The following is a 23,773-nucleotide window of genomic DNA, read 5'->3' on the forward strand; positions in this document are numbered from 1 at the left end:
CCCCCCCCCCCCCCCCCCCCCACGATGATGCAGGCGAACTTGATTAAGCGGTGACAGCGTCATGAAAGCCACCTGTGGCGAAATAGCGCAGGCAAAACTAGCCTACGACGCGACCAAGGGGTAATGTGCGCGGCGTTGACGCTTCTATAGACTGTGGCCGGACGCGTGAACCGGTCCCAAATTGTTCCTTCATGCCGCCGGCCGGCATGATTTAGCCGTCGGTGCCAACCGTGGCATCGCGGCCTGTTCTGAGGAGTACGCATGGCTGTCTACAACTACGACGTGGTGGTACTGGGTTCCGGCCCGGCGGGGGAAGGTGCGGCAATGAACGCCGCCAAGGCAGGGCGCAAGGTGGCGATGGTCGACAGCCGTCGGCAGGTTGGCGGCAACTGCACCCACTTGGGTACCATCCCGTCCAAGGCCTTGCGTCACTCGGTCCGGCAGATCATGCAGTTCAACACCAACCCGATGTTCCGGGCGATCGGCGAGCCGCGCTGGTTCTCCTTTCCGGACGTGCTCAAGAGCGCCGAGAAGGTGATTTCCAAGCAAGTAGCCTCGCGTACCGGCTACTACGCCCGCAACCGTGTTGACGTGTTCTTCGGCACCGGCAGCTTCGCCGACGAGCAGACAGTCGAAGTGGTCTGCGGCAATGGCGTGGTCGAGAAACTGGTGGCCAAGCACATCATCATCGCCACCGGCTCGCGGCCGTATCGCCCGGCGGACATCGATTTCAACCACGCACGTATCTACGATAGCGATACGATCCTGAGCCTGGGGCATACCCCGCGCAAACTTATCGTCTACGGTGCCGGCGTGATCGGTTGCGAATACGCCTCGATCTTTAGCGGCCTCGGCGTGCTGGTGGAGCTGGTGGACAACCGTGGCCAGTTGCTGAGTTTCCTGGACTCGGAAATCTCCCAGGCCTTGAGCTACCACTTCAGCAACAACAATATTACCGTGCGCCACAACGAGGATTACGAGCGCGTCGAAGGCGTGGACAACGGTGTGATCCTGCACCTCAAATCCGGCAAGAAGATCAAGGCCGACGCCTTGCTCTGGTGCAACGGCCGCACCGGTAACACTGACACCCTGGGCCTGGAAAACATTGGCGTGAAGGTCAACAGTCGCGGCCAGATCGAAGTCGACGAGAACTATCGCACCTGCGTGCCGAACATCTATGGCGCCGGTGACGTGATCGGCTGGCCGAGCCTGGCCAGTGCCGCCCACGACCAGGGCCGTTCGGCCGCCGGCAGCATCGTCGACAACGGCAGCTGGCGTTTCGTCAATGACGTGCCGACCGGCATCTACACCATTCCGGAGATCAGCTCGATCGGCAAGAACGAGCAGGAGCTGACCCAGGCCAAGGTGCCTTACGAGGTCGGCAAGGCCTTCTTCAAGAGCATGGCGCGGGCGCAGATCGCCGGCGAGCCGCAGGGCATGCTGAAGATCCTGTTCCACCGCGAGACTCTGGAAGTGCTCGGCGTGCACTGCTTCGGCTACCAGGCCTCGGAAATCGTCCACATCGGCCAGGCGATCATGAACCAGCCGGGCGAACTGAACACGCTGAAATATTTCGTCAACACCACGTTCAACTACCCGACCATGGCCGAAGCCTATCGGGTGGCAGCCTACGACGGGCTCAACCGGCTTTTTTGAGCGGCTCCGGCCGGTGGCCTGAGCCGGCCGGGGAGACCGATTTCAGCAATTCTCGAGGGTGGCAGTGGCCAAACCGGGAAAGTCTGTAATCAGGCTGTCAGCGCCAAAGTCGGCGAGCCTGCGCATGAGCGCGGGTTCGTTGACGGTCCACACCGACACATGCAGCCCCTGGCGCTGCGCCTTGATCAGGCGTTCCGGCGTGCACAGGGTCCAGTTCAGCGCCAGAATCTCGCAGCCATAGCTCTGGGCGACCTTCAACGGGTCGAGCCAGGCGTATTCGGCCACCAGTCCACGGGAAATGTCCGGAGTCAGGTCCAGCGCGGCCTTGAGCACTTCCCTGGAACTGGAAGTAATGGTGATCTTGTCCAGCAGACCGAAGCGCTGGGCCATTTCCCGGATCCCCAGCACGGTGGCGGCGGCGCGGGTGCGTGAGGCGCTTTTCACCTCTAGCTGCCAATGCTCGAAATCACACTTCTCGAACAACTCTTCCAGGCGCGGAATCGCGCACGGCTGGATCCAGCCCGGGCCGCCCTTGCGCGCGTCATAGGTCACCAGCTCGGCGGCGGTGTGTTCGACCACTTTGCCGCGACGATCGGTGGTGCGCTTGAGGGTCGGGTCGTGGATCACCATCAACTCGCCGTCCATGGACAGGTGCAGGTCCAGCTCGCAACGGCGCACGCCGTGCTTGAGACATTCCTGGAAACCGGTGAGGGTATTTTCCGGTGCTTCGCCCTTGGCGCCGCGGTGGCCATAAATGAGGGTCACGGTTCTTCCTTATCGATGCCAGATTCGTTCAGTTCCCGGGCCAGGCGCCGTTCCTGCGCCTGTTTCTGCAGGATGTAGCGGGCCAGCAATTGGCGCTGGGCGTCGGTCGGGTGCTCAAACTCGGTACCCACGTCATAACCGTCGCCCTTGGGATCGCAATGGGTGACCCGGGCACGAAGCAACAGCCCCAGGGCCTGGGGCATCAGCACCAGCTTGATCGACAGGTGCGCGCCGACGGCGATGGCGGTGGGGTATTGGAAATCAATGCCGCCTTCGGAAATGATCACCGGCTGGGGATCGCCGATTTCGCCGAGCACCGTAACGGCGATGACCTGGCTGAGCAGGTCGATGCGTTTGTTCATGGCCTTGAGGTAGGCCGCGATGCTGCGCTCGCGCTCGCTGATCTGGCGTAACAGGTGCTGTGATTCGAACTCGCTCAGGTGCAGCTCGCTGAGCAGGTTGAACAACGGGGACTCATCCTGCAACACTTCCTGGCTAGCTGCTTCAGGAATGGACAGGGGCCGAATTTCCAGTGCGATCGTGTCCTCGATACGGTAGTATTCGCGGCGATCTTCTTCATCTAATGTCGACATGGCGAACCCATGGTAGCGGCGGTGGTCTGAGTGTAAAGCTGGTTTGTGACCCCCGCCACAAGGACGTTCCTTTTCCCTCCGAACAAGCCCCGACATGTTCAGACCTCTCTTCGTATTCATCGGCACGCGTTATACCCGTGCAAAGCGTCGCAATCATTTCGTATCGTTCATTTCCCTGACGTCAATCATCGGCCTGGCTCTCGGCGTGGTGGTGATGATCGTCGTGCTGTCGGTCATGAACGGCTTCGACCATGAAATGCGCACCCGCGTGCTCGGCATGGTGCCCCACGCGACCCTCGAAACCGGCGAAGCCATCAGCGACTGGCCGAGCCTGGCCGCCAAGGTCAAGCAGAACCCGCAGGTGCTGGCCGTTGCGCCCTTCACCCAGATGCAGGGGTTGCTGACCAACGACGGCAAGGTTTCCAAGGTCTTGCTAAATGGCATCGATCCCGGGCTGGAGCGGCAGGTGTCGATCATCGACAACTTCATGCAGCAGGGCAAACTCGACGACCTCGCGCCGGGCAGCTTCGGTATCGTGATCGGCGACAAGGCGGCGGCCAAGCTCGGCGTGGCCATCGGCGACAAACTGACGTTTGTCGCGCCGGAAGTCACCGTCACCCCAGGCGGCATGTTCCCGCGCATGAAGCGCTTCACCGTGGTCGGCATCTTCCATGTCGGCGCCGGCGAGCTGGACGGTTACCTGGGGGTGACCAACCTTCAGGACCTCGCGCGCCTGCATCGCTGGAAGCCGGACCAGGTCCAGGGCCTGCGGTTGAAATTCGACGACCTGTTCCAGGCGCCGCGCGTGGCCTGGAACATTGCCCAGCAGCTCGGCGAAGACCGCTATTACGCCCGCGATTGGACCCGCACCCACGGCAATCTGTACCAGGCGATCCGCATGGAAAAAGCCATGATCGGCCTGCTTCTGCTGCTGATCGTCGCCGTGGCGGCGTTCAACATCATCTCCACGCTGGTGATGGTGGTAAACGACAAGAAAGGCGACATCGCCATCCTGCGCACCCTCGGCGCCACGCCGGGGCAGATCATGCGGATCTTCATGGTCCAAGGCACCGTCATCGGCGTCATCGGCACGTTTGTAGGCGCTTTGGTCGGGATGTTCGCCGCGCTGAATGTCAGCGCTGCGATCGCCGGCCTCGAAGGGCTGATCGGGCACAAGTTTCTCAACGCCGACGTGTACTTTATCGACTACCTGCCTTCGCAGTTGCAGGCCGACGACGTGTTGATGGTCTGCGGCGCCGCGTTGATCCTGAGTTTCCTCGCCACCCTGTATCCAGCCTGGCGTGCCGCGCGCACCCAGCCGGCGGAGGCGTTACGTTATGAGTGAGTCGGGCATGAGTGAAAAAGCAATCTTGAGCTGCCGTAACCTGGGCAAATCCTACGAGGAAGGCCCGGAGTCGGTGGTGGTGTTGTCGGGCCTGCAACTGGAGCTGCATCCCGGTGAGCGCGTGGCGATCGTCGGGACTTCCGGATCGGGCAAAAGTACCTTATTGAACTTGCTCGGTGGCCTCGATACGCCGACCGCCGGCAGCGTCTGGCTGGCGGGCGAAGAGCTTTCGGCGTTGAACGAAAAGGCCCGCGGCCTGTTGCGCAACCGCTCGCTGGGCTTCGTCTATCAGTTCCACCATCTGCTGCCCGAGTTCACCGCGCTGGAAAACGTCTGCATGCCGCTGTTGATCGGCCGCACCGCAATTCCCGAAGCCCGTCAGCGAGCTACGGCGTTGCTGGAACGGGTGGGACTGGGCCATCGCCTGGAGCACAAGCCGGCCGAACTGTCCGGAGGCGAGCGCCAGCGCGTGGCGATTGCCCGGGCCCTGGTGAACAAGCCTGGACTGGTGATGCTCGACGAGCCGACCGGCAACCTCGACTCCCACACCGCGCAAGGCATCCAGGACTTGATGCTGGAACTCAGCACCTCGATGCGCACGGCGTTCCTGGTGGTGACCCACGACATGAACCTGGCCCGGCAGATGGACCGCGTCCTGCATTTGCAGGAAGGTTGCCTGACGCCCATCTGACCGACCGAAACCCGGTGCCTGACGAAGGCGCCGGGTATTTTATTTTCATACGGTGCCCAGCGAATGTTCAGACCGTTATCGATTTTCATCGGCACGCGCTATACCCGCGCCAAGCGCCGCAATCGTTTTGTCTCGTTCATTTCGATGACCTCGATGATCGGCCTCGCCCTCGGCGTGTTGGCGATGATCGTCGTGTTGTCGGTGATGAACGGCTTCCAGCGCGAAATGAGCTCGCGCATCCTCGGCATGGTTCCTCACGCCACGATCGTCGGCGTCAACCCGATCGACGATTGGCAACCGGTGGCCGCCGCGGCATTGAAAAATCCTCAAGTGACGGCTGCGGTGCCGTTCACCGAGATGGAAGGGATGCTGAGCCATAAAGGCTCGATGCAGCCAATCCAGATCAGCGGCGTCGATCCGGCCCAGGAAGGCAAGGTGTCGATTGTCGCCCAGCACATCGTCCAGGGGCGTCTCGATGCCTTGAAGCCGGGCGAATTCGGCGTGGTGATCGGTGAGATCACCGCGCGGCGCTTTCGCTTGAATGTCGGCGACAAGGTCACCCTGATCGTGCCGGAAGTCAGCACCGCGCCGGGGGGCATCACCCCACGGATGCAGCGGCTGAACGTGGTGGGGGTGTTCAAGGTCGGCGCCGAGCTCGACGGTTCCATGGCGCTGATTCACCTCGCCGATGCCGCGCAGATGCAGCATTGGCAACCGAACCAGGTACAGAGCGTGCGTCTGGCGGTGAAAGATTTGTACGCAGCGCCGAAAGTCTCCGGTGATATCGCCAGCGGGCTTGGCGCGGCCTACAAGGCCGACGACTGGACCCACACCCAGGGCAGCCTGTTCAGCGCGATGAAAATGGAAAAAACCATGATCGGCCTGCTGCTGCTGATGATCGTCGCGGTGGCGGCGTTCAATATCATCGCCACGTTGATCATGGTGGTGAACGACAAGGGCGCGGACATCGCGATCCTGCGCACCATCGGCGCCACGCCGCGACAGATCATGGCGATCTTCATGGTCCAGGGCACGGTGATCGGCGTCGTCGGCACGTTGATCGGCGGGGTTCTGGGGGTGATTGCGGCGTTGAATGTCAGCGCGCTGGTGGGTTGGCTGGAGCGGGTCAGCGGCCAGCACATCTTCAGTTCCGACGTGTACTTCGTCAGCAACCTGCCGTCGGAGCTGCAGCGTGGCGACGTGGTGCTGATCTGCTCCGCCGGGTTCATCCTCAGCTTCCTCGCCACCGTATACCCGGCCTGGCGCGCGGCGAAGATCGAACCGGCGCAGGCGTTGCGGTATTCCTGAGACATGTGCCGGAAAGGCTGTTGTGGCGAGGGAGCTTGCTCCCGCTGGAGTGCGTAGCGCTCCCAAAAAACTGAAAGTTTGCACGTCATGTCGCATGAGCGCGCAGCTTTTGGGGGCTGCTGCGCAGCCCAGCGGGAGCAAGCTCCCTCGCCACAGGGGCAGATTTTAATTGCTATTGGGCAACTCGATCACGAATCGCGTCCAGCCATCGGCCGATTCGCAGCGGATTTCCCCGCCATGGGCACGGATGATCGAGCGGGTAATGGCCAGCCCCAGCCCGGCGTGTTCATTGGGGCCTTCCTGGCGAGCCGGGTCGGCGCGATAGAAACGGTCGAACAAGCGCGGCAGCAGAGCCGCCGGAATTTCTCCTCCGCGGTTTTCCACGTCAATGCGCACGGTCTGCGGACCATCGACAATCCGTATCCGCACCTCGCCACCACCAGGGCTGAAGCGCAGGGCGTTGTCCAGCAGATTGGACAGCGCGCGGCGCAGCATGCTGCGGTCGCCCTCGATACGTGCGTTCCCTTCGCGGCTCAGCCTTACCTCGGCGTCTTCGGCCAGTGGCGCGAAAAACTCCAGCAGCAGGTCCGTTTCCAGCGCCAGGTCCAGTCGTTCGCGCTGGACGGCCAGCAAGCCATGGTCGGCCTTGGCCAGGTAAAGCATGTCGTTGACCAGTTGTGCCATCCATTGCAGCTCTTCGAGATTGCTGTGCAGGGCTTCGCGATAGTCGTTCAGCGAGCGTTCGCGGGTGAGCGTGACCTGGGTATGGGTCAGCAGGTTCGACAACGGCGTACGCAACTCATGGGCGATGTCGGCGGAGAAGGCGGAGAGGCGCTGGAAGGCATCGTCGAGGCGTCCAAGCATGTCGTTGATGCTGTGGGCCAGTTCCGCCAGTTCGGCGGGCATGTGTTCTTCTGGCAGTCGAGCATTGAGCGAGCGCGCCGAGACGCTGCTGGCAATGGCGCCCATGCGGCGCAAGGGACGCAAGCCGCGTCGGGCAGCCCAGGCGCCAAGCAGGGCGGTCGCCAGCGCCGAGAGGCCGACGGTCAGCCAGATCAGGCGCTGCATGCGTTGCAGGAAATGCTGATGATGGGTGATGTCCAGCAGCAGTGTCAGCTGTGGCGAATCCGCGCGATTGGGATCCAGTGGCGCGTTTAATACGCGGTAGTCATTGTCGGTGTCGTTGAGGGTCGACAGGCCGGGCCGTTCAGGCACCTGGACCGGTAGACGGATCGAGCTGTCATGCCAGCGCACGCCATCGCGGTCCTTGATACGCAAGGCAAGGTCCGGCTGACGGTTCAACTCATCCGCCAGGCGCGCCTGGGGGTTGGGGTCATCTTGCAGGGTGCGGCGCACGCCAGCCATTTTTGCCTCGAGCAGCTGCTGGTCCAGCTCGATGAAGTGCGCCTCGCTGCCGCGGCTGAACAGCACGCCGGCAAACAACGAGACGACGGCAGTACAGGCGGCGAAAAGCAGCGCCAACCGATTGCTCAGCGACCATCGGCGGCTCACAGGCTACGCTCTTCGAGAACATAGCCCATGCCGCGCACGGTGTGGATCAGCTTGTCGGGAAACTCGTCGTCGACCTTGATCCGCAGGCGCCGGATCGCCACTTCGATGACATTGGTGTCACTGTCGAAATTCATGTCCCAGACTTGTGAGGCAATCAAGGATTTTGGCAATACCTCGCCCTGGCGCCGCAGCAGCATCTCCAGCAGGGCAAATTCCTTGGCGGTCAGGTCGATGCGTTTGCCGCCGCGTTCTACTCGGCGCCGGATCAGGTCCAGCCGCAGGTCCGCCAGTTGCAAAGTGGTTTCCTGGTTCGCCGAACTGCCTCGGCGCAGCAGGCTGCGCACCCGGGCCAGCAGTTCGGAAAAGGCGAAGGGCTTGACCAGGTAATCATCGGCACCCAGTTCCAGACCATGCACACGATCCTCTACCGCATCGCGCGCGGTGAGAAACAGCACCGGCGTGTCCAGCCCGGCGCCGCGCACCGCTTGCAGAATCTGCCAGCCATCGCGGCCGGGTAGCATCACGTCGAGAATCAACAGCGCGTATTCGCCGCTCACGGCCAGTTGCTGGCCGGTGCTGCCATCAGCCACCAGATCGGCGTTGAACCCGGCTTCGCCCAGGCCTTGGCGCAGGTACTGGCCGGTTTTCAGTTGGTCTTCGACGATCAGCAGTTTCATGGTCGGGCTCAAGGCTGTGTTTGAACGTGGGCGTTATACCGTGGTGCATGGTGTCATGGGGCAAGCTGACAAAGTTGTAATGCAACTGTAAGCCAGTTGGCGGAGCAAGCGCTCAAGGAACCCGTAAAGGCTGCTAGAATCCGCTGATTCTTCAGTCAGGTTTCCGTCATGCATCCCGCAGCCGAACACTCGCCGCTGGGCAAATCCAGCGAATACATCGCCACGTACACGCCGTCACTGCTGTTTCCGATCCCGCGCACCGCGAAATGGGCGGAACTGGGCCTGACGGCCGAGACCCTGCCGTACAAGGGCGTGGATTTCTGGAACTGTTTCGAGCTGTCATGGCTGCTGCCGTCCGGCAAGCCGGTTGTCGCCATCGGTGAATTCGCAATCCCGGCGGATTCGCCGAATATCATCGAATCCAAGTCTTTCAAGCTGTACCTGAACTCCTTGAACCAGACCTCGTTCAACGACAGCGCGAGCCTGGAAGCGGCGCTGCGCCAGGACCTTTCGGCCGCGGCGGGCAAGCCGGTAGGCGTGCGGATTCGCAGCCTCAAGGACGTCGAGAGCGAAGGCATCGTTGCATTACCCGGTGTCTGCGTTGACGACCTGGACATCACTGTCGACTCCTACGAGCACCCGCGTCCGGAGCTGCTGCGTTGCGATGCATCGCGTATCGTCGAGGAAAGCCTGCATAGCCACCTGCTTAAATCCAACTGCCCGGTAACCAGCCAGCCGGACTGGGGCAGCGTGGCGGTGGAGTATCGCGGTGCGGCGCTGGACCACGCCAGCCTGCTGGCTTACATCGTCAGCTTCCGCCAGCATTCGGACTTCCACGAGCAGTGCGTCGAGCGGATCTTCCTCGACCTGCAACGCTTGCTCAAGCCGGAGAAGTTGACGGTCTATGCGCGGTATGTACGGCGGGGTGGGTTGGATATCAATCCGTACCGCAGCACCGAGGATGTGCAGCTGCCGAACCAGCGTCTGGTTCGGCAATAAAACTTCCGTGCTGAAGAGTTCTTGTGAAAAGAGCCCTTGTGGGAGGACTCTTGTGGGAGCGAGCCTGCTCGCGAAGGCGGTCGTACATTCAACACATGTGCTGACTTTCACACCGCTTTCGCGAGCAGGCTCGCTCCCACAGTGGATTGCATTTCAATTTGCAGATACTAAAAAGCCCTGCTGGTGATAGCAGGGCTTTTTGCGTCTGGCGGGCTTAGATCCCCATGCTGCCCAAGGTGTTGACGATATTGCGCAGTGTTCCGGCAATCGTTGGATGCTCCAGCTCGAAGCGTTCGACGGCGAGGTTCACATTGTCAGCGAGGTTGGTGTCCGATGTTTGGGTTTCCAACTCAAGCTCAAGTTCTATCTGTTGCATCAGCGCGTGCAGGTCTTCGCGCTCGACTTCGGAAAGAGGTGGATTCTGTTCCAATTGCTCGCGCAGGGTGTTGAGCTGTTCTTGCAAGTCGCGGGCAGGCATTGGCGTACTCCCTTTATTGATAGGCACTGCCATGGACCGCGACGCAGCGTCAAAAGTCCATGGCTTGCCTTAAGAGTAATCCACACTCAAGCGCCCTGCATGATCCTGGTCAGGGCTTCTCGCCTTTGAGGCGACGCAGGCTGATATCGGCCAGGCAGGTCTCGAGTTCGCCCAGGTGATCGATCACCGAATGCACGCCTAAGCCGAACAATTGGACCGTGGCCTTGGCCCGTTTGATTTCCCGTTCCTGCTGGCTCAAGGCTTGCCATTCGGCGGGCGTCAGGCCGCACAGCGAGCCGCAGGATGCCAGCCCGATAGTCCACAGACCGGCGTTGAGCCCCGACTGCAACAGCTTCGGTTCGCCGCTGACCAATACGCAGCCATCCAGTTGCCTGACATCCAGCGCCATAAGGGCTTGCCAACAGGCGTGGGGCGCTGGCCAAGGATTATTTGTTGCAGGAAGTTGCGGAGATTTTATCCAAGCCGGCAAAGCGGCTGCCAATCCATGACTGATGGCCGGGGACAGTTCGTCAAGCCAGGCGCAGGGGATGTCGAGCTGCCGCAAGTGCTGCAGGCTTTCCAACGCGCCGGGTGTCAGTTGCGTGTGCTCGGCCGGCGTAATCCCAGGCTGGCGAGCACGTGAGCCGAAATCAACCAGGCACCCGCTGAGGCCAAACAGGACGGCCGTCAGGCTGGGGGCGGGGAGGGGCTTGGCTTCGGCGCGGGGCATGTGGACGTCCTTGAAATAACCTGCAGCCTAACGAGGCACGATGACAGTCCGGTTACAGTGGGGTGAAGGCGGCCGGTGTGGAAAATTCCTACGGAGAGCTTCCTTTTTCTGTGCTGCCTATCCACGCGTTCCGCCTTATACTAGCCACCTTACCGCCTGGGCTCGGCGCCCTTGCCTGAATAATCCAAGGAGTTTTCCCCTATGCGCTGGAGCCAACGTCTAGCTCAGCTGTGTCTATCTGCCAGCGTCCTGCTGGTGCCGTTCGCCGCTCAGGCCGCCACGGAAGAAGATCCTTGGGAAAGCATCAACCGTCCGATATTTACCTTCAACGACACCATCGACACCTACGCGCTGAAACCGCTGGCCCAGGGTTACCAATACGTGACCCCGCAGTTCCTTGAGGACGGCATCCACAACATGTTTCGCAACATCGGTGATGTCGGCAACCTCGCCAACGATGTGCTGCAAGCCAAGCCGGCTGCCGCCGGGGTCGATACCGCCCGGTTGATCTTCAACACGACGTTCGGCCTGTTGGGCTTCTTCGATGTCGGGACCCAGATGGGGCTGCAGCGCAACGACGAAGATTTCGGCCAGACCCTGGGATACTGGGGACTGGGCAGCGGTCCCTACCTGATGCTGCCACTGCTGGGGCCGAGCACTCTGCGTGATGCGCCGGCCAAGCTGGTCGACAGCTATGCCACCCCATACCCCTACATCGACAACGTCTCGGTGCGTAATTCGATCTGGGGCCTGAACATCGTCGACACCCGCGCCAGCCTGTTGTCGGCCGAAAAAATGGTCAGTGGCGACAAGTATGTGTTCCTGCGCAACGCCTTCCTGCAGAACCGTGAATTCAAGGTCAAGGATGGCCAGGTCGAAGACGATTTCTGATTTCGGCCGGTTGAATGCGAAAGGCGGCCCGAAAGGCCGCCTTTCGTGCTTTGGCTCCTGCCCAGGGCCGGAATGAACCTTCCATTGAGTTACGCTTCGCTCGGTTCTTATAACTCTCTGTGCTTTGACAAATAAAGAGCTCAAGCGGGCTATCCGCATGAGCTTGAAACGCCCCGCGGATGGGAGTACCGTCTGCGCCTTAGAAGGGCACCTCTGGTGTAATCGTGTGTAGGGCAAAGGCCTGAAGCCGGTACGACAGAGAGGCTAGAAAGCGAATCCAGTAGTACGCGCCAGGCCAACGCCGCGCCCGCTACGCCAACCTAATTCTGGCGCCGTTTGCCCACATGCCAAAAACCAGTGCCACGCTGCTGATAATCGATGATGACGAAGTGGTGCGAGCCAGTCTCGCCGCCTACTTGGAAGACAGTGGTTTCAGCGTCTTGCAGGCCAGTAATGGCCAACAGGGTCTTCAGGTATTCGAGCAGGACAAGCCCGACCTGGTCATCTGCGACCTGCGCATGCCGCAGATGGGCGGACTCGAACTCATTCGCCAGGTCACCGAGCTGTCGTCACAGACCCCGGTGATCGTGGTGTCGGGCGCGGGGGTGATGAACGACGCGGTCGAGGCATTGCGCCTGGGCGCGGCGGATTACCTAATCAAGCCCCTCGAAGACCTTGCCGTGCTTGAGCACTCCGTGCGCCGTGCCCTGGACCGCTCGCGCCTGTTGGTCGAGAACCAGCGCTATCGCGAGAAGCTGGAGACGGCCAACCGTGAGCTGGAAGCCAGCCTGAACCTGTTGCAGGAAGACCAGAACGCCGGGCGTCAGGTGCAGATGAACATGCTGCCGGTCAGCCCCTGGACCGTCGACGGTTTCCGTTTTGCCCACCAGATCATCCCGTCGTTGTACCTGTCGGGAGATTTCGTCGATTATTTCCGGGTCGACGAGCGCCGAGTGGCTTTCTACCTGGCGGATGTTTCCGGGCACGGTGCTTCGTCGGCATTCGTGACGGTGCTGCTGAAGTTCATGACCACGCGCCTGCTGTTCGAATCCAAGCGCAATGGTACGTTGCCCGAATTCAAGCCTTCGGAGGTTCTTGGGCATATCAACCGAGGCCTGATCAGTTGTAAGCTGGGCAAACACGTCACGATGGTCGGTGGAGTCATCGACGAGGAGACTGGTTTGTTGACGTATAGCATCGGCGGTCACCTGCCGTTGCCTGTGTTGTACACACCTGACAGTGTTCGTTACCTGGAAGGGCGTGGCTTGCCGGTAGGCCTGTTCAACGAGGCCACCTATGAAGACCACGTGCTGGAATTGCCCCCGGCCTTCAGCTTGACGCTGATGTCTGATGGCATTCTGGACCTTTTGTCGGAACCTACACTCAAAGAGAAAGAAGCGGCCTTGCCTGAACGGGTAAGTGCGGCGGGCGGCAGCCTGGAAGGCCTGCGGCAAGTGTTTGGATTAGCCACGCTAGGGGAGATGCCGGATGATATCGCCCTGTTAGTGTTGAGCAGGAACCTTTGATGAGTACCGGTAGAATCCAGTTCGCCGAGCAGGACGGCACTTTTGTCCTGAAGTTTGTCGGTGAAGTGCGCCTGACCTTGTGTTCGGCGCTGGATGCGACAATCGAGAAGATCTTCACCGCGCTGAACTTCAACGCCATCGTGATCGACCTGACCGAAACCCGCAGCATCGACAGCACCACCCTCGGCCTGCTGGCCAAGCTGTCGATCCTGTCGCGGCAAAAAGTTGGCTTGCTGCCGACCGTCGTCACCACCCACAACGACATTACCCGTCTTCTGCAATCGATGGGTTTCGACCAGGTTTTCAACATCGTCGGCGATCCCGTGCCGTGCCCCGAATGCCTGGATGACCTGCCTGACCAGGACCAGTCCGAGGAAGAAGTGCGGATCAAGGTGCTGGAAGCCCACAAGATCCTCATGGGGCTGAACGACTCCAATCGTGAAGCGTTCCATGACCTGGTGAGTGCGCTGGAGCGGCCTTGACCTTGGGATATGTGTTGGCCTGACCGACGCTTTCGCGAGCAGGCTCGCTCCCACAGTGGCTTGCGTTGGACCGCACCCTTTGGATCTGCCCCTAATTCTCCTGTGGGAGCGAGCCTGCTCGCGAATGGCCTTTCAGGCGCCAGATTTCTCAGGCTGAGCCGCATAAAAAAGGGCGAACCTATCAAGGTTCGCCCTTTTTTATGCCTTGCGAATCAGCTCAAAGCTTGGCTTGCAGCAACGCCTCCAGCTTCTCCTGGTCCCGGGCGAACTGACGAATGCCTTCAGCCAGTTTCTCGGTCGCCATGGCATCTTCGTTGGACAACCAGCGGAACTGCGCCTCATTGAGGCTCAGACGGGCTTCCCCGGCCTGGCCAGGCGCCAGCTTGCGTTCCAGCTTGCCCTCGTCGGCGGCCAGTTTTTCCAGCAGTTCGGGGCTGACGGTCAAGCGGTCGCAGCCGGCCAGTTGCTCGATCTGGTTGAGATTACGGAAGCTGGCGCCCATGACCACGGTCTTGTAGTCATTGGCCTTGTAGTAGTTGTAGATGCGCGTCACCGACTGCACGCCGGGATCGTCGGCCCCGGTGTAGTCATTGCCATTGGCCTTTTTGTACCAGTCATAGATACGGCCCACGAAAGGCGAAATCAGAAACACGCCGGCGTCGGCGCAGGCCGCGGCCTGGGCGAAGGAGAACAGCAGCGTCAGGTTGCACTGGATGCCTTCGCGCTCCAGTTGCTCGGCGGCGCGGATGCCTTCCCAGGTGGAGGCGATCTTGATCAGCACGCGATCCCGGCCCACACCGGCCTTTTCGTACAGGTCGACCAGGCGATGGGCGCGCTTCAACATGGCCTCGGTATCGAACGACAGGCGTGCATCCACTTCGGTGGAGATGCGCCCCGGGATCACCTTGAGGATTTCTTGCCCGACCGCTACACCAAAACGGTCGCTGGCCAGGCCCACGTCGCCCTTGCAGTCCGCCACGCAGGCGTTCAGCAGCTCGGCATAACCGTGAATGGCCGAAGCCTTGAGCAGCAGGGAAGGGTTGGTGGTGGCGTCCACCGGTTTGATGCGGGCGATGGCTTCGAAGTCGCCGGTATCGGCCACGACGGTGGTGAACTGCTTGAGTTGTTCCAGCTTGGAAGTCATGAGCGTGCTCTGTCCTATGGGTCCGTTGACATTACCCGAGGGCCGGCAGCCACTCAAGGGCGTGAAGAGGTATCGATGGCCCCAGCGGCAACAACCCGGAAACGGCTGTTTGAAAGGCCGGGGCAACTATCGGTAGATACGATGCCAAAACAGCGCGCAGGTTCAAAGCAAGTGATGGTTAACGCCCTTCAAGCAACCGCCCGGCCTGATCCAGCAGCGCCAACGGATCCTTGGTCTTGTGAATGTCCACCGACAACAACTGCCGGAACCGCCGCGCCCCTGGAAAACCCGTTCCAAGCCCCAGCACATGCCGGGTGATGTGATGCATGGCGCCGCCAGCCGCCAAGTGCGCGGCGATATAAGGCCGCAATTGCGCCAAGGCCTCGGCGCGGCTGATGACCGGCGCAGTGCTGCCGAACAATTGCTGGTCTACTTCGGCCAGCAGATACGGGTTATGGTATGCCTCGCGACCCAGCATCACCCCGTCGAACGTCCGCAGGTGTTCATGGCACGCCTCAAGCGTTTTGATCCCGCCGTTGAGGACGATTTCCAGCTCAGGGAAGTCAGCTTTCAGTTTCGCCACCACGTCATAACGCAGCGGTGGAATGTCGCGGTTCTCCTTGGGCGACAATCCCTCCAGAATCGCGATTCGCGCATGCACGGTAAAACTGCCGCACCCGGCCTCACGTACCGTCCCGACGAAGTCACACAGCTGCTCGTAGCTGTCGCGTCCATTGATCCCGATCCGGTGCTTCACCGTCACTGGAATCGACACCGCATCACGCATGGCCTTCACACAATCGGCCACCAGCCCGGGATGCCCCATCAGGCAGGCGCCGATCATGTTGTTCTGCACCCGGTCGCTGGGGCAACCGACGTTCAGGTTGACCTCATCGTAGCCATGCTCCTCGGCCATTCGGGCGCAGGCGGCCAAATCGGCGGGAACACTGCCGCCCAATTGCAGGGCCAGCGGATGTTCGGCTTCGTGGTGACGCAGGAAACGCTCATGGTCACCGTTGAGCAAGGCGCCGGTGGTGACCATTTCGGTGTAGAGCAGGGCGTGTTTGGAGAGGATGCGCAGGAAGTACCGGCAATGGGGGTCAGTCCAGTCCATCATCGGCGCCACGCTGAAACGGCGGGAAGGCTCTTGGCGAGATGATCCAGTGTTTGCGGGAGCTTCAGTTTTTTCTAAGTTCATTGATACTGATCTTTTATACAGCGGTTTTTACCCATTTTTCCTTGTTTTTGGAAGGCGGTTGCTACATTGTAGCAACCGGTCTCGGCAATGTAGCAACTGGATATGGGCACGATCACATCACGCAAGCGCAAGGACAATTCGACAGCCTACACGGCGCAGATACGGATTAATCGGGACGGAAAGACAGTTTATCAGGAAAGCCAGACCTTCGACCGGAAGCAGGTGGCTCAGGCATGGATCAAGCGGCGGGAGACGGAGCTGGCCGCGCCAGGTGCTATCGAACGTGCGAACCGGAAGGGCGTGACGATCAAAAAAATGATCGATCAGTACCTGGACGAGTACGAAAAGATCCGGCCGCTGGGGAGGACTAAACGAGCAACCCTGACGGCGATCAAGGAGACGTGGCTGGGCGAGGTCGATGATTCGGCGCTGAATAGTCAGAAGCTGGTGGAGTTTGCTCAGTGGCGGATGAGCAAAGAGGGGGGCGGTGTCCAGGCGCAGACGGTGGGCAACGATTTGTCGCATTTGGGAGCGGTACTGTCGGTCGCTCGGCCGGCCTGGGGGTATGAGATAGATCCGCTTGCCATGACTGACGCTCGAAAGGTGTTGCGTAAGCTCGGAATGGTCACCAAGAGCAAAGAGCGCAATCGCCGACCTACTCTTGATGAGTTGGACAAGCTGATGAAGCATTACTTTGAAATGCAGACTCGGGGAAATAACTCGATCCCCATGCCAAAAATAATCGCTTTTGCTATCTTTTCGACACGTCGGCAGGAAGAAGTCACTCGGATACGCTGGGAGGACATCGACGAATCCAGGCAGGCGGTGCTGGTTCGAGACATGAAGAACCCTGGTCAGAAAATAGGTAACGACGTCTGGTGTCACTTGCCGGACGAGGCATGGGCGATCTTGAATTCAATGCCCAAAGTGGAGCGGGAGATTTTCCCTTTCAATGGTAGATCGGTATCAGCCTCTTTCACCAGGGCTTGTCCGTTGCTGGGGATAGTTGACCTTCATTTTCATGACCTCCGGCATGAAGGGGTGAGTCGGTTGTTCGAGATGGACTGGGATATTCCAAGGGTGTCGAGTGTTTCAGGTCATCGTGATTGGAACTCCTTGCGACGGTATACTCACTTAAGGGGGCGCGGGGATCGATATGCCTCGTGGAAGTGGCTAGAAAATCTGTACGATTAATTTTATTGGTGGGTGAGCTTCACTATGAGTTTCAAGGGGATGATAGACGTTGTTAAGCAGCACTTTGTAGTAGTGATTGTTCTGTTGGTGATGTATGCCAGTGGGCTTGGATTTCTCTGGAAAGGTTATGAGGATTTGAACGCTAAAAAAATAAAATTCTTAGAGGAAAAAGCTTCGGTCATGGAAACTCAAAGTGATCGTGAAATTGAGTTGCAGAAGCGTGAATACAATGTGCAAAAAGCTGAGGATGAAGTCGCCAGAACTGTATCTGAGATAAAATCACAGAAAAGCGCGAATGAAAAATCTTTGGCGCAATTAAGAGATCAGCAAAGTGCATTAAGTGAGGCTCAAGTACGTAAGGATGCCGAGACTAAGCTTCAGTTGTTAATGTCAGAATTTTCTGCTCTAGGAGTGGATTTAGACTCGAATCCGCATTGTGGAACGGCAGAGGACGTTAAGCGCTATAATACTGCGAGGTCTAAATATTATGAGATTTATGACTTGGCTAAAACTTACGCGCTTCATAAAAAGTACAATTATTTTTTATTTCATAATGGGCAAAATGTAACTAGCTTTGCATGTCCTTCAGGGCAAAAAAGGGGCTGATGCCCCTTTACATTAAGCAGCGCGTCCCATCAGCTGGTTCTGTTCCTTTGCTGCTTTCTCGCGTTGCTTATCGATGTACTCTGCCAAGTCACGAAGGTGTATGCCTAATGCCGCCTTTTGACTGTCAGCACCGAGCCTCACAACGGGAATGTCGATTTCCCCATCGAGTCTTTTTCTTTTGAATTTTTCCACGGTCAAATTCATATAGTCACTACAGACGCGATCAAGAGGGATAACCGCTTGCCCTTCATACTGGGCCATTAACAGGAAAAGAGTGTTCATGCGGCCTCCATCATGCCGTTTGATTGTCCGTCCACATTTGGAGGTATCAATGCCATCATGCTTGGCCTCCGTGGACGGGAGCAATGAAGCTGGGCAATATCTCGGATTTTTTGATAGTAAGGTGTCGAGTTGAATGAAAGGGTTGAACGTTCCACCGCTTATGATCGTGGCCACGGTATGGGTGGTGTGGTTGTTTTTGGCTATCGGCGCTTTGGGGTGGGCTCTGTTTGTATTGCTTGATGCTTTTGATGCCAAGAAGGACGCGGCGGCATGGGTGCAAGCTGTCGGTTCTGTCCTTGCGATTATCGTTGCAATTGCCGTAGCCAGTTCGCAAAACCAGCGAGCATATCAAGCTGGGAAGCAGGCGGAGCGTGAGCTTTTGGATAAATTGTTTGCCGTCGCGAATTTCGTTGCAAATGTATCGGGTGATGCCAGCCGTTACCTTAGCGACAATGCTGGCGACAGACGTATGGTCTCCAGGCTTGAGGTCTCTATGCGCGACTGCGATTACTTGATGCGTGAGGTGCAGTTCAATGAGGTGCCTCGCGCTGAAGCAGCTATAGGCTGGCTTGAACTCCGTGCAGCGGTCAGAGATGTCCTTCATGGCATACAGATAATTCAGGAAGCGAAACCTGGTGGCATTTCCATGCTTGTTATCTATGACATCGAGGCGGCTGCCATCGCGGCTGAAAAGGCTCGAGGTCGGATTAATGCCGCTTGTAAAGCATGACACTACATTATAGTGGGCTTTATACCCCTGAGCAGGCTGCGCGGGCGGGCTATGTTGGGCGATCAGCGTTGCTTCAGTGTGCGCTGCCCGGCGCAGCTTTTCGTGGGGTATAAGCGCCTCGGTGGTGCTGCTGGGAAGAGCAGTAATGCCTGCTGCTGCGCAGCAGAGACTGTTTTTTACAGGCGCGTCGACCCTGCTAGCGCTGCGGAGCAAAGCGGGCTGGTATGGGGTGTGGTTCTGTACTTGCTTCATGCCGCTTTCCTCCGGTGTTCGATAGCGAGTTGGTCCATCAGGCGCTGGTGGTAGGTGAGCCGGGCTTCGGTGGGTGACCACGGCCGGATGCGTTCGGGCGCGGGTTCGATGCCGACAAGGCAATCCCAGGTGGCCGGGTCGGGTGGCATCAGGTCGCGGCGTTCGGTGGCCAGGGCAATCAGGTCGGCTTGGGTGACGGATGCCAGCAGGTCCTGATCGAGGCTGAAGCGGGTGCAAATGCGGTCCCAGATCCAAGCCTCGACGTCCTGGTAGGCGTGCATCCACTGTTTGAGCGGCCGCACCATGTCGCCGATGAAGGCTTCGGTGGCGTCGTGGAGCAAGGCGGCGAGCTTGTGCTCGGCCGGCACTAGATCCGCAACCAAGCAACTGTGCTGGGCTACGCTGTAGAACTCTCGGGTGTGGCCATTGAAACGGCACAAGTGAGCGAGCGAGTGCGCAATGTCTCGTGGGTCGATCAGGTCGACGTCCGGCTCGAACAGGTCAAAGCGTTTGCCGGTATGAGTGAGGATCCAGTTCATGCTGCCTCCTTGACCAGGTCGGCGAGCAGCAGGGCGTTCTGGGTGTCCTTGTGCAACTTGCGCAGGGCGTCGTAGCCGATCAGCAACGACAGCTGCCGGTCGAACTCTTTGCGGAATCGAGTCACTTCGCGCAGTTCGGCGGTGGCTTTGGCGTGTTGCTGGTGAAGAGCGCCGGCGTCTTGAGGTGAGAGGCGTAGCATCGGGCTGTGGCGGCTCATGCTGCGTCCTCCACTTTGACCTGATCCAGCAGCGCGGCCATGTCCAGTGCTTTGTCGCGCAGGTCGAGCGCCTGCTGTGCCTGGGCCTTAGAGCTCATGGCGCGGAAGGTGTCTGATGCCAACCTCAGTTTCTCGGCGATCTGCATAAGCGTTTGGCGCTCTTGAGAACCGAAGGCTTGGCTTTCTCTTAGCTGCTTCGCATGGGCAGCGAGGTGCTTGTGGTCGGCGCGGATGAAGTTGAGCGATGCCTTTAGTTCGCGAATGGTTTTGGCGTTTGCCGCACGCTCGTCGTGCGTGCCTTCTTCGATGCCAGCCTCGTGACCTTGAATGCGCCCATCGATAAGGCCGCCTCTATAGCCGGTCCAGTAGATGAGGGCTGCACCGGCGATCAGGGCGATCAACGCGCATATTTGAATTGCAGTCATGTGGTGTGCTCCTGGTGGTTCGGGTGGCTGGTGGTGGCAGCCGTTACGGCTGGATTTCTTCGGTTGCGTCGGCCTGTGCCTTCGCGTGGACTTCGTCGGCCTTATAGGCCTGGATGTCGATCAGTGCCGCGACGTGGCGGATGTGCGCGTACTTCGGTGCCTTACGGCTGCTGTCCAGCGTGGTCACGGGCAGTTGAATGCGGCCGCTGGTGATTTCGGCCGCAAACGACTGCTCGTTGAGGTTGCGAAAGTACTGCACGCGCAGCTTTTCGAGGGGAATAAGCACGTCGCCGAAGGTGCGATACAGCAGCTCGACGGTGGCCGTCTCCGGTGCTGGCATCAGGCGCAGCGGGTTTTGAGGCTGGCTAGTCATGAGGCTTGGGGCTCTCCATGCGTTTGTTTCGGGCCGGGTGATTCCAGGCATTGAGGCAATGGCGTTTGGTCAGCTCGCGCAGATGCTCCGGCACCTCAAGGAGCGCGGCGTTGCGCTCCTCTCGGGTGCGTAGGGCGATGATCTGGCGGGCGTATTCCCTAGGCCACGTCACGGTTGTCTGCCGGGATGGCAGGAAGGTCGGGGCCCAGTTGCTTTGCTAGCCAGGGGATGCCGGCCTGCCGGACGCGTGTCGATTGGCTGTACTGCATGCCCAGCGTGTCGTGGTACCAGTTGCTGTCCTTGACCCGAAGGTATTCACGGTCGCGGACGGGGAACGCCGGCAGGTTGCGGTCGGTGAGCAGACCCTTCTCACGCATGAGCTTGATCAGGGTGGGGCGGGTCAGGCCAAAGTGCTTGGCGGTCTTTTCGAGATTGCGCTCCATGTCAGCCCTCCTATGCTGCGTGCGCGGTGGGTGTCGCCAGCGCAGCCAGGTGGTTGATGGATTCGCAAACCTGCTCGTACATCTCGGCGTCGGTGCCGTACACGGTGAAGCACTTGGTACGCGGGCTTTTGACGCCGATGCTCATGACTATGGTGATGCCCGCGCGTGTACGTGTGCGGTGCACGGCGAGCCGGATCGGCAGTTCAAAGCCCAGGTCCAGGTCGATAAACCCGCCCGTGCATACGAGCCTGAGAACTTGTTCGCGCTGCTGAGTGCTAAAAGCACCGTACTCGCGTTCTGCATGTCGTAGCGGGTGGGATTCTCCAGATAGCTCAAAAGGGCCGTTGAGGATCTCCTCGATGAAGTCGGCCAGCTTCAAGTGCGTTTTCTTAGTGTTGGGGAGGGTCAGCGTGTGGCGCTCTGAACCCAACTCAATTGTGAAGGTGCTGTCCACTTTGTTGCGTTCCACTTTCAACCGAAACGCCAGTACATCGCGTCGAGCCGTGGACCGTAGGGTGTGGTTGAATGTCCCGCTGAGGTTCACCTGAGCGCTGAGCAAGGTCAGTGTGCGGTTATAAATCCTGAATTTGCTCATGCCGCCCGGCCTCCGTCGTTTGGATCGAAAGAGGTCGGTGCGGTATGAGCCTGTGGCTTAGGTTTTGACGGAATGAAGGTGCAGCCGTGACTGCGTGCCAAGCGCCTCACTTCGAAGATCCGAGTTAGGTCGGCTACGGCCGGATGTACGTGTATGGATGCAGTGGTGTGCATGGTTTTACCTCGCTCTGTGGTGGAAGAGTGAGATGAATATCAACCAGGAGTTGATGTATGTCAACAACTGATCGTTGATTTTTTACCTATGAGTCGATTTGGCACGATGATAGTGAACGCGGGGTGGCTCATTGCTATGATGTGGATCCTCAGCCCCAGCAATGGAAGTCGATCGTATGGATTACCTAAAAAAATCATTAGATGTGTTTTTTGAATCTAACTCTGGAGTCATAGTATTGAGGGGTGATTGGGGAGTTGGGAAAACTTTTTTTTGGGAAGAATACATTGCTGGTCGTATACAAAAAAAAGATTTAGGTCAGATTGCATATAGCTACGTTTCGCTTTTTGGCAGGAACTCTCTTGCTGATATTAGAGCGAGTATTTTTCAGAATGGTAGTGCCATCGCGTCGGACGAAAAGATAGTAAAAACTTTTGAAAGGGAACTTGAGAAGTCCAGTACGCTTTACTCGAAATTTCCTCAAGTCAAGTCAGCATTGGACTTGGCGAAATCGAAAGCTCCTTTTTTGGGATTTCTGACCGGACACGCCAAAAAAATACCGATGCTGGATAAGTTTTCTAGCCTTATGTCCAGTTTTGAATATAGTTTGGTAAATAACTATGTGGTCTGTTTTGACGATATTGAGCGCAAAGGAAGCGGGCTGAGCATCAAAGAGTTTATGGGACTGGCGGATGAGTTGGCTCAGAGGAAATCTTGTAAGGTTGTCATGATTTTTAATGAGAAATCCTTCGATAAAGGCAGCGGTGATTTAGAACAGTTTGAGTCATATCGCGAAAAAGTTGTGGATGCAGAATTGCTGTATAGTCCGTCGTGCGAAACGAATTTTAATCATGTGTTTTCTCCAGATTTTGATCATTACGATTTTCTCAGGTCTGTAATATTAAAAATTGGTGTTAAGAATGTTAGAGTGCTTCGAAAGCTGAAAGCTTTGCTAAGCGCACATGCATCGTTTTTGAATAATAAGGATTCAGGACTTGTCTGTGAATTCTATTTGCACGCGGCAGTGCTGTGTTCTTCCTATTATTTAGGTAATGGTTTCATAAGTTATTCTGATCTTCGTAGTAGCTTGGCCGCAGGCTCATGGGCTAATTATCTTAATTCCAGTGCAGATAGCCTGACTGAGGGGCAGTTAGCATTCAAAAACATGAATGTTGAACTACAAATGTCGGAGTCAAAATTCGACGCGCGAATTGGTAGCTATCTTGAGCGTGGATTCGTCGAAGAAGAAGCTGTTTTAACTGTCTTTGCAGAAGTAGAGGAGCGATATCGGGTAAGTAATGTTGACGCTGAATTGCGAGGTGCGTGGAAAATCTATCATGACTCTTTTGGTGACGATGGAGATGAGTTTACACAGCGGCTCAAGAAAGTCCTTGATACGGAGTTGAAGACAATTTCTTTGTCAGATTTTTCTTCTGCGATTGATATGCTAGAAGAGTTGGGGGAGGCGGTTGATGAATATATCGAGGACTTCGTGGTTGTCCACGAACGGAGCTTCCAAGATAGCTCAGTCATGTCTTCCTGGCACTTAGATCGCGTACAAAATGAAGTTCTTAGAGCGAAAGTTATCGAAGCAGGTAAGGCTGGCAAGAATCTAAATATTGACGATATCTCATGGCGAGTGGGAACGGAGCGCTCCTGGAGTCCGGAGGATGTTGCATATCTAGCAAGCATGACAGCTGATGATTATGTGCAATGGCTGCGGTCTACGCCTGAGAATTTAACCACAAAGCTTCGTAGTGGACTGCTATCCTTCCGGAATTTGTCCACCGCCAATAAGGCCGATTCGATAGCTTACGCTACCATCGGAAACGCCGTGGTTGAGGCATTGCGCATTGTTGGTTCCGACAATAAGCTTAACTCAATAAGAGTTGAGAATATGTATGGTATAAAGTCTGAGATGGGCTGCTGAGAGTCGTTTTGACTTTGGGT

Annotated in this window: 28 protein-coding genes; 12 read left to right on the plus strand and 16 right to left on the minus strand. The window is 58.1% G+C overall.

What is annotated here, in order from left to right; translation table 11 throughout:
* Positions 1-261: 261 nt before the first annotated feature.
* Positions 262-1,656, plus strand: coding sequence for a Si-specific NAD(P)(+) transhydrogenase (gene sthA / locus ACE04F_RS14170; protein WP_245142796.1), 1,395 nt, complete (start codon positions 262-264; stop codon positions 1,654-1,656).
* Between the two features lie 42 nt (positions 1,657-1,698).
* Here sthA and ACE04F_RS14175 read toward each other — a convergent pair whose 3' ends face one another.
* Together ACE04F_RS14175 and ACE04F_RS14180 are read right to left on the minus strand one after the other, a co-directional pair.
* Positions 1,699-2,421, minus strand: coding sequence for a glycerophosphodiester phosphodiesterase (locus ACE04F_RS14175; RefSeq protein ID WP_486107608.1), 723 nt, complete (start codon positions 2,419-2,421; stop codon positions 1,699-1,701).
* Positions 2,418-3,014, minus strand: coding sequence for a PilZ domain-containing protein (locus tag ACE04F_RS14180; RefSeq protein ID WP_486107610.1), 597 nt, complete (start codon positions 3,012-3,014; stop codon positions 2,418-2,420). Before ACE04F_RS14180 ends, ACE04F_RS14175 begins: the two co-directional genes overlap by 4 nt.
* A 94-nt stretch (positions 3,015-3,108) precedes the next feature.
* On the opposite strand from ACE04F_RS14180, the gene ACE04F_RS14185 reads away from it, so the two are divergent.
* The 3 genes from ACE04F_RS14185 (at position 3,109) to ACE04F_RS14195 (ending at position 6,358) form a co-directional block, all read left to right on the plus strand.
* A complete protein-coding gene (locus ACE04F_RS14185; protein ID WP_486107612.1) occupies positions 3,109-4,359 on the plus strand; it encodes a lipoprotein-releasing ABC transporter permease subunit in 1,251 nt (416 codons plus the stop codon).
* Between the two features lie 7 nt (positions 4,360-4,366).
* On the plus strand, positions 4,367-5,050 hold the full coding sequence (lolD, locus tag ACE04F_RS14190) for a lipoprotein-releasing ABC transporter ATP-binding protein LolD (RefSeq protein ID WP_162843734.1): 684 nt from the start codon (positions 4,367-4,369) through the stop codon (positions 5,048-5,050).
* 63 nt (positions 5,051-5,113) lie between these two features.
* Positions 5,114-6,358, plus strand: coding sequence for a lipoprotein-releasing ABC transporter permease subunit (locus ACE04F_RS14195; protein WP_486107614.1), 1,245 nt, complete (start codon positions 5,114-5,116; stop codon positions 6,356-6,358).
* 165 nt (positions 6,359-6,523) lie between these two features.
* On the opposite strand, the gene ACE04F_RS14200 is transcribed toward ACE04F_RS14195, so the two are convergent.
* Both ACE04F_RS14200 and ACE04F_RS14205 read right to left on the minus strand, forming a co-directional pair.
* On the minus strand, positions 6,524-7,870 hold the full coding sequence (locus ACE04F_RS14200) for a heavy metal sensor histidine kinase (RefSeq protein ID WP_486107616.1): 1,347 nt from the start codon (positions 7,868-7,870) through the stop codon (positions 6,524-6,526).
* Entirely contained in the window at positions 7,867-8,547 is a 681-nt protein-coding gene (locus tag ACE04F_RS14205; protein ID WP_486107618.1) for a heavy metal response regulator transcription factor, read from the minus strand. The genes ACE04F_RS14200 and ACE04F_RS14205 overlap by 4 nt, the downstream gene beginning before the upstream one ends.
* Before the next feature lie 168 nt (positions 8,548-8,715).
* Here ACE04F_RS14205 and queF point away from each other — a divergent pair, with 168 nt between their 5' ends.
* On the plus strand, positions 8,716-9,546 hold the full coding sequence (queF, locus tag ACE04F_RS14210) for an NADPH-dependent 7-cyano-7-deazaguanine reductase QueF (protein ID WP_486107620.1): 831 nt from the start codon (positions 8,716-8,718) through the stop codon (positions 9,544-9,546).
* 214 nt (positions 9,547-9,760) lie between these two features.
* Here the strand turns inward: queF and ACE04F_RS14215 are convergent, their stop codons facing one another.
* Together ACE04F_RS14215 and pcrP are read right to left on the minus strand one after the other, a co-directional pair.
* On the minus strand, positions 9,761-10,024 hold the full coding sequence (locus ACE04F_RS14215) for a DUF4404 family protein (RefSeq protein WP_486107622.1): 264 nt from the start codon (positions 10,022-10,024) through the stop codon (positions 9,761-9,763).
* Positions 10,025-10,133: 109 nt separating this feature from the next.
* Complete coding sequence (gene pcrP / locus ACE04F_RS14220) at positions 10,134-10,754, minus strand: HAD superfamily inactivated hydrolase PcrP (protein ID WP_486107624.1); 621 nt, start codon at positions 10,752-10,754, stop codon at positions 10,134-10,136.
* A gap of 201 nt (positions 10,755-10,955) precedes the next feature.
* On the opposite strand from pcrP, the gene ACE04F_RS14225 reads away from it, so the two are divergent.
* The 3 genes from ACE04F_RS14225 to rssC all read left to right on the plus strand — a co-directional run bounded on the left by ACE04F_RS14225 (position 10,956) and on the right by rssC (position 13,653).
* Positions 10,956-11,645, plus strand: coding sequence for an MlaA family lipoprotein (locus tag ACE04F_RS14225; RefSeq protein WP_486107626.1), 690 nt, complete (start codon positions 10,956-10,958; stop codon positions 11,643-11,645).
* A gap of 344 nt (positions 11,646-11,989) precedes the next feature.
* Complete coding sequence (rssB, locus tag ACE04F_RS14230; RefSeq protein ID WP_434573055.1) at positions 11,990-13,171, plus strand: two-component system response regulator RssB; 1,182 nt, start codon at positions 11,990-11,992, stop codon at positions 13,169-13,171.
* Positions 13,171-13,653 (plus strand): anti-sigma factor antagonist RssC, encoded by a 483-nt coding sequence (gene rssC / locus ACE04F_RS14235; protein WP_039589104.1) that lies wholly within the window; start codon positions 13,171-13,173, stop codon positions 13,651-13,653. The genes rssB and rssC overlap by 1 nt, the downstream gene beginning before the upstream one ends.
* Before the next feature lie 217 nt (positions 13,654-13,870).
* Here rssC and tal read toward each other — a convergent pair whose 3' ends face one another.
* Both tal and dusA read right to left on the minus strand, forming a co-directional pair.
* Positions 13,871-14,797 carry a transaldolase gene (tal, locus tag ACE04F_RS14240; protein WP_305500037.1) on the minus strand — a complete coding sequence of 309 codons (927 nt, stop codon included), beginning with the start codon at positions 14,795-14,797 and terminating at the stop codon, positions 13,871-13,873.
* A 178-nt stretch (positions 14,798-14,975) separates the two neighbouring features.
* A complete protein-coding gene (dusA, locus tag ACE04F_RS14245) occupies positions 14,976-15,995 on the minus strand; it encodes a tRNA dihydrouridine(20/20a) synthase DusA (RefSeq protein WP_486107629.1) in 1,020 nt (339 codons plus the stop codon).
* A 102-nt stretch (positions 15,996-16,097) separates the two neighbouring features.
* Here dusA and ACE04F_RS14250 point away from each other — a divergent pair, with 102 nt between their 5' ends.
* Both ACE04F_RS14250 and ACE04F_RS14255 read left to right on the plus strand, forming a co-directional pair.
* Positions 16,098-17,189: a tyrosine-type recombinase/integrase gene (locus tag ACE04F_RS14250; protein WP_486107631.1), complete on the plus strand. Its 1,092-nt coding sequence runs from the start codon at positions 16,098-16,100 to the stop codon at positions 17,187-17,189.
* Positions 17,190-17,213: 24 nt separating this feature from the next.
* On the plus strand, positions 17,214-17,795 hold the full coding sequence (locus ACE04F_RS14255) for a hypothetical protein (RefSeq protein ID WP_486107633.1): 582 nt from the start codon (positions 17,214-17,216) through the stop codon (positions 17,793-17,795).
* A gap of 12 nt (positions 17,796-17,807) precedes the next feature.
* Here ACE04F_RS14255 and ACE04F_RS14260 read toward each other — a convergent pair whose 3' ends face one another.
* On the minus strand, positions 17,808-18,077 hold the full coding sequence (locus tag ACE04F_RS14260; protein WP_434573063.1) for a pyocin activator PrtN family protein: 270 nt from the start codon (positions 18,075-18,077) through the stop codon (positions 17,808-17,810).
* Between the two features lie 133 nt (positions 18,078-18,210).
* Between ACE04F_RS14260 and ACE04F_RS14265 the strand changes: the two genes are divergently transcribed.
* Positions 18,211-18,807, plus strand: a complete 597-nt coding sequence (locus ACE04F_RS14265; RefSeq protein ID WP_434573065.1) for a hypothetical protein — start codon at positions 18,211-18,213, stop codon at positions 18,805-18,807.
* A gap of 248 nt (positions 18,808-19,055) precedes the next feature.
* Here ACE04F_RS14265 and ACE04F_RS14270 read toward each other — a convergent pair whose 3' ends face one another.
* Genes ACE04F_RS14270 through ACE04F_RS14300 form a run of 7 tightly spaced genes read right to left on the minus strand, consistent with a single transcriptional unit; the run spans position 19,056 to position 21,652 of the window.
* Positions 19,056-19,598 carry a phosphohydrolase gene (locus ACE04F_RS14270; RefSeq protein WP_486107635.1) on the minus strand — a complete coding sequence of 181 codons (543 nt, stop codon included), beginning with the start codon at positions 19,596-19,598 and terminating at the stop codon, positions 19,056-19,058.
* Positions 19,595-19,816 (minus strand): hypothetical protein, encoded by a 222-nt coding sequence (locus tag ACE04F_RS14275; RefSeq protein ID WP_486107637.1) that lies wholly within the window; start codon positions 19,814-19,816, stop codon positions 19,595-19,597. Before ACE04F_RS14275 ends, ACE04F_RS14270 begins: the two co-directional genes overlap by 4 nt.
* Positions 19,813-20,241 carry a hypothetical protein gene (locus ACE04F_RS14280; protein ID WP_486107639.1) on the minus strand — a complete coding sequence of 143 codons (429 nt, stop codon included), beginning with the start codon at positions 20,239-20,241 and terminating at the stop codon, positions 19,813-19,815. Before ACE04F_RS14280 ends, ACE04F_RS14275 begins: the two co-directional genes overlap by 4 nt.
* Positions 20,242-20,284: 43 nt before the next feature.
* A complete protein-coding gene (locus ACE04F_RS14285; protein WP_486107641.1) occupies positions 20,285-20,614 on the minus strand; it encodes a pyocin activator PrtN family protein in 330 nt (109 codons plus the stop codon).
* On the minus strand, positions 20,607-20,786 hold the full coding sequence (locus ACE04F_RS14290; protein ID WP_072393820.1) for a hypothetical protein: 180 nt from the start codon (positions 20,784-20,786) through the stop codon (positions 20,607-20,609). Before ACE04F_RS14290 ends, ACE04F_RS14285 begins: the two co-directional genes overlap by 8 nt.
* Positions 20,773-21,057, minus strand: a complete 285-nt coding sequence (locus ACE04F_RS14295) for a phage antirepressor KilAC domain-containing protein (protein WP_486107643.1) — start codon at positions 21,055-21,057, stop codon at positions 20,773-20,775. Before ACE04F_RS14295 ends, ACE04F_RS14290 begins: the two co-directional genes overlap by 14 nt.
* Positions 21,058-21,067: 10 nt before the next feature.
* Positions 21,068-21,652, minus strand: a complete 585-nt coding sequence (locus ACE04F_RS14300; RefSeq protein ID WP_486107645.1) for a hypothetical protein — start codon at positions 21,650-21,652, stop codon at positions 21,068-21,070.
* 349 nt (positions 21,653-22,001) lie between these two features.
* Between ACE04F_RS14300 and ACE04F_RS14305 the strand changes: the two genes are divergently transcribed.
* Positions 22,002-23,753 carry a P-loop NTPase fold protein gene (locus tag ACE04F_RS14305; protein ID WP_486107647.1) on the plus strand — a complete coding sequence of 584 codons (1,752 nt, stop codon included), beginning with the start codon at positions 22,002-22,004 and terminating at the stop codon, positions 23,751-23,753.
* Positions 23,754-23,773: the final 20 nt, after the last annotated feature.

The organism is Pseudomonas sp. AGC41 (assembly GCF_057334555.1).

Bases quoted from the DNA above. Each gene is read 5' to 3' on its own strand.
- ACE04F_RS14280 (WP_486107639.1), bottom strand. From the start codon at position 20,241: ATGACTGCAATTCAAATATGCGCGTTGATCGCCCTGATCGCCGGTGCA.
- sthA (WP_245142796.1), top strand. From the start codon at position 262: ATGGCTGTCTACAACTACGACGTGGTGGTACTGGGTTCCGGCCCGGCG.
- queF (WP_486107620.1), top strand. From the start codon at position 8,716: ATGCATCCCGCAGCCGAACACTCGCCGCTGGGCAAATCCAGCGAATAC.
- ACE04F_RS14255 (WP_486107633.1), top strand. From the start codon at position 17,214: ATGAGTTTCAAGGGGATGATAGACGTTGTTAAGCAGCACTTTGTAGTA.
- ACE04F_RS14285 (WP_486107641.1), bottom strand. From the start codon at position 20,614: ATGACTAGCCAGCCTCAAAACCCGCTGCGCCTGATGCCAGCACCGGAG.
- lolD (WP_162843734.1), top strand. From the start codon at position 4,367: ATGAGTGAAAAAGCAATCTTGAGCTGCCGTAACCTGGGCAAATCCTAC.
- ACE04F_RS14260 (WP_434573063.1), bottom strand. From the start codon at position 18,077: ATGAACACTCTTTTCCTGTTAATGGCCCAGTATGAAGGGCAAGCGGTT.
- tal (WP_305500037.1), bottom strand. From the start codon at position 14,797: ATGACTTCCAAGCTGGAACAACTCAAGCAGTTCACCACCGTCGTGGCC.
- ACE04F_RS14300 (WP_486107645.1), bottom strand. From the start codon at position 21,652: ATGAGCAAATTCAGGATTTATAACCGCACACTGACCTTGCTCAGCGCT.
- ACE04F_RS14205 (WP_486107618.1), bottom strand. From the start codon at position 8,547: ATGAAACTGCTGATCGTCGAAGACCAACTGAAAACCGGCCAGTACCTG.
- ACE04F_RS14195 (WP_486107614.1), top strand. From the start codon at position 5,114: ATGTTCAGACCGTTATCGATTTTCATCGGCACGCGCTATACCCGCGCC.
- ACE04F_RS14185 (WP_486107612.1), top strand. From the start codon at position 3,109: ATGTTCAGACCTCTCTTCGTATTCATCGGCACGCGTTATACCCGTGCA.
- rssB (WP_434573055.1), top strand. From the start codon at position 11,990: ATGCCAAAAACCAGTGCCACGCTGCTGATAATCGATGATGACGAAGTG.
- ACE04F_RS14270 (WP_486107635.1), bottom strand. From the start codon at position 19,598: ATGAACTGGATCCTCACTCATACCGGCAAACGCTTTGACCTGTTCGAG.
- ACE04F_RS14250 (WP_486107631.1), top strand. From the start codon at position 16,098: ATGGGCACGATCACATCACGCAAGCGCAAGGACAATTCGACAGCCTAC.
- dusA (WP_486107629.1), bottom strand. From the start codon at position 15,995: ATGAACTTAGAAAAAACTGAAGCTCCCGCAAACACTGGATCATCTCGC.
- ACE04F_RS14180 (WP_486107610.1), bottom strand. From the start codon at position 3,014: ATGTCGACATTAGATGAAGAAGATCGCCGCGAATACTACCGTATCGAG.
- ACE04F_RS14295 (WP_486107643.1), bottom strand. From the start codon at position 21,057: ATGGAGCGCAATCTCGAAAAGACCGCCAAGCACTTTGGCCTGACCCGC.
- ACE04F_RS14265 (WP_434573065.1), top strand. From the start codon at position 18,211: ATGAAAGGGTTGAACGTTCCACCGCTTATGATCGTGGCCACGGTATGG.
- ACE04F_RS14215 (WP_486107622.1), bottom strand. From the start codon at position 10,024: ATGCCTGCCCGCGACTTGCAAGAACAGCTCAACACCCTGCGCGAGCAA.
- pcrP (WP_486107624.1), bottom strand. From the start codon at position 10,754: ATGCCCCGCGCCGAAGCCAAGCCCCTCCCCGCCCCCAGCCTGACGGCC.
- ACE04F_RS14305 (WP_486107647.1), top strand. From the start codon at position 22,002: ATGGATTACCTAAAAAAATCATTAGATGTGTTTTTTGAATCTAACTCT.
- rssC (WP_039589104.1), top strand. From the start codon at position 13,171: ATGAGTACCGGTAGAATCCAGTTCGCCGAGCAGGACGGCACTTTTGTC.
- ACE04F_RS14225 (WP_486107626.1), top strand. From the start codon at position 10,956: ATGCGCTGGAGCCAACGTCTAGCTCAGCTGTGTCTATCTGCCAGCGTC.
- ACE04F_RS14275 (WP_486107637.1), bottom strand. From the start codon at position 19,816: ATGAGCCGCCACAGCCCGATGCTACGCCTCTCACCTCAAGACGCCGGC.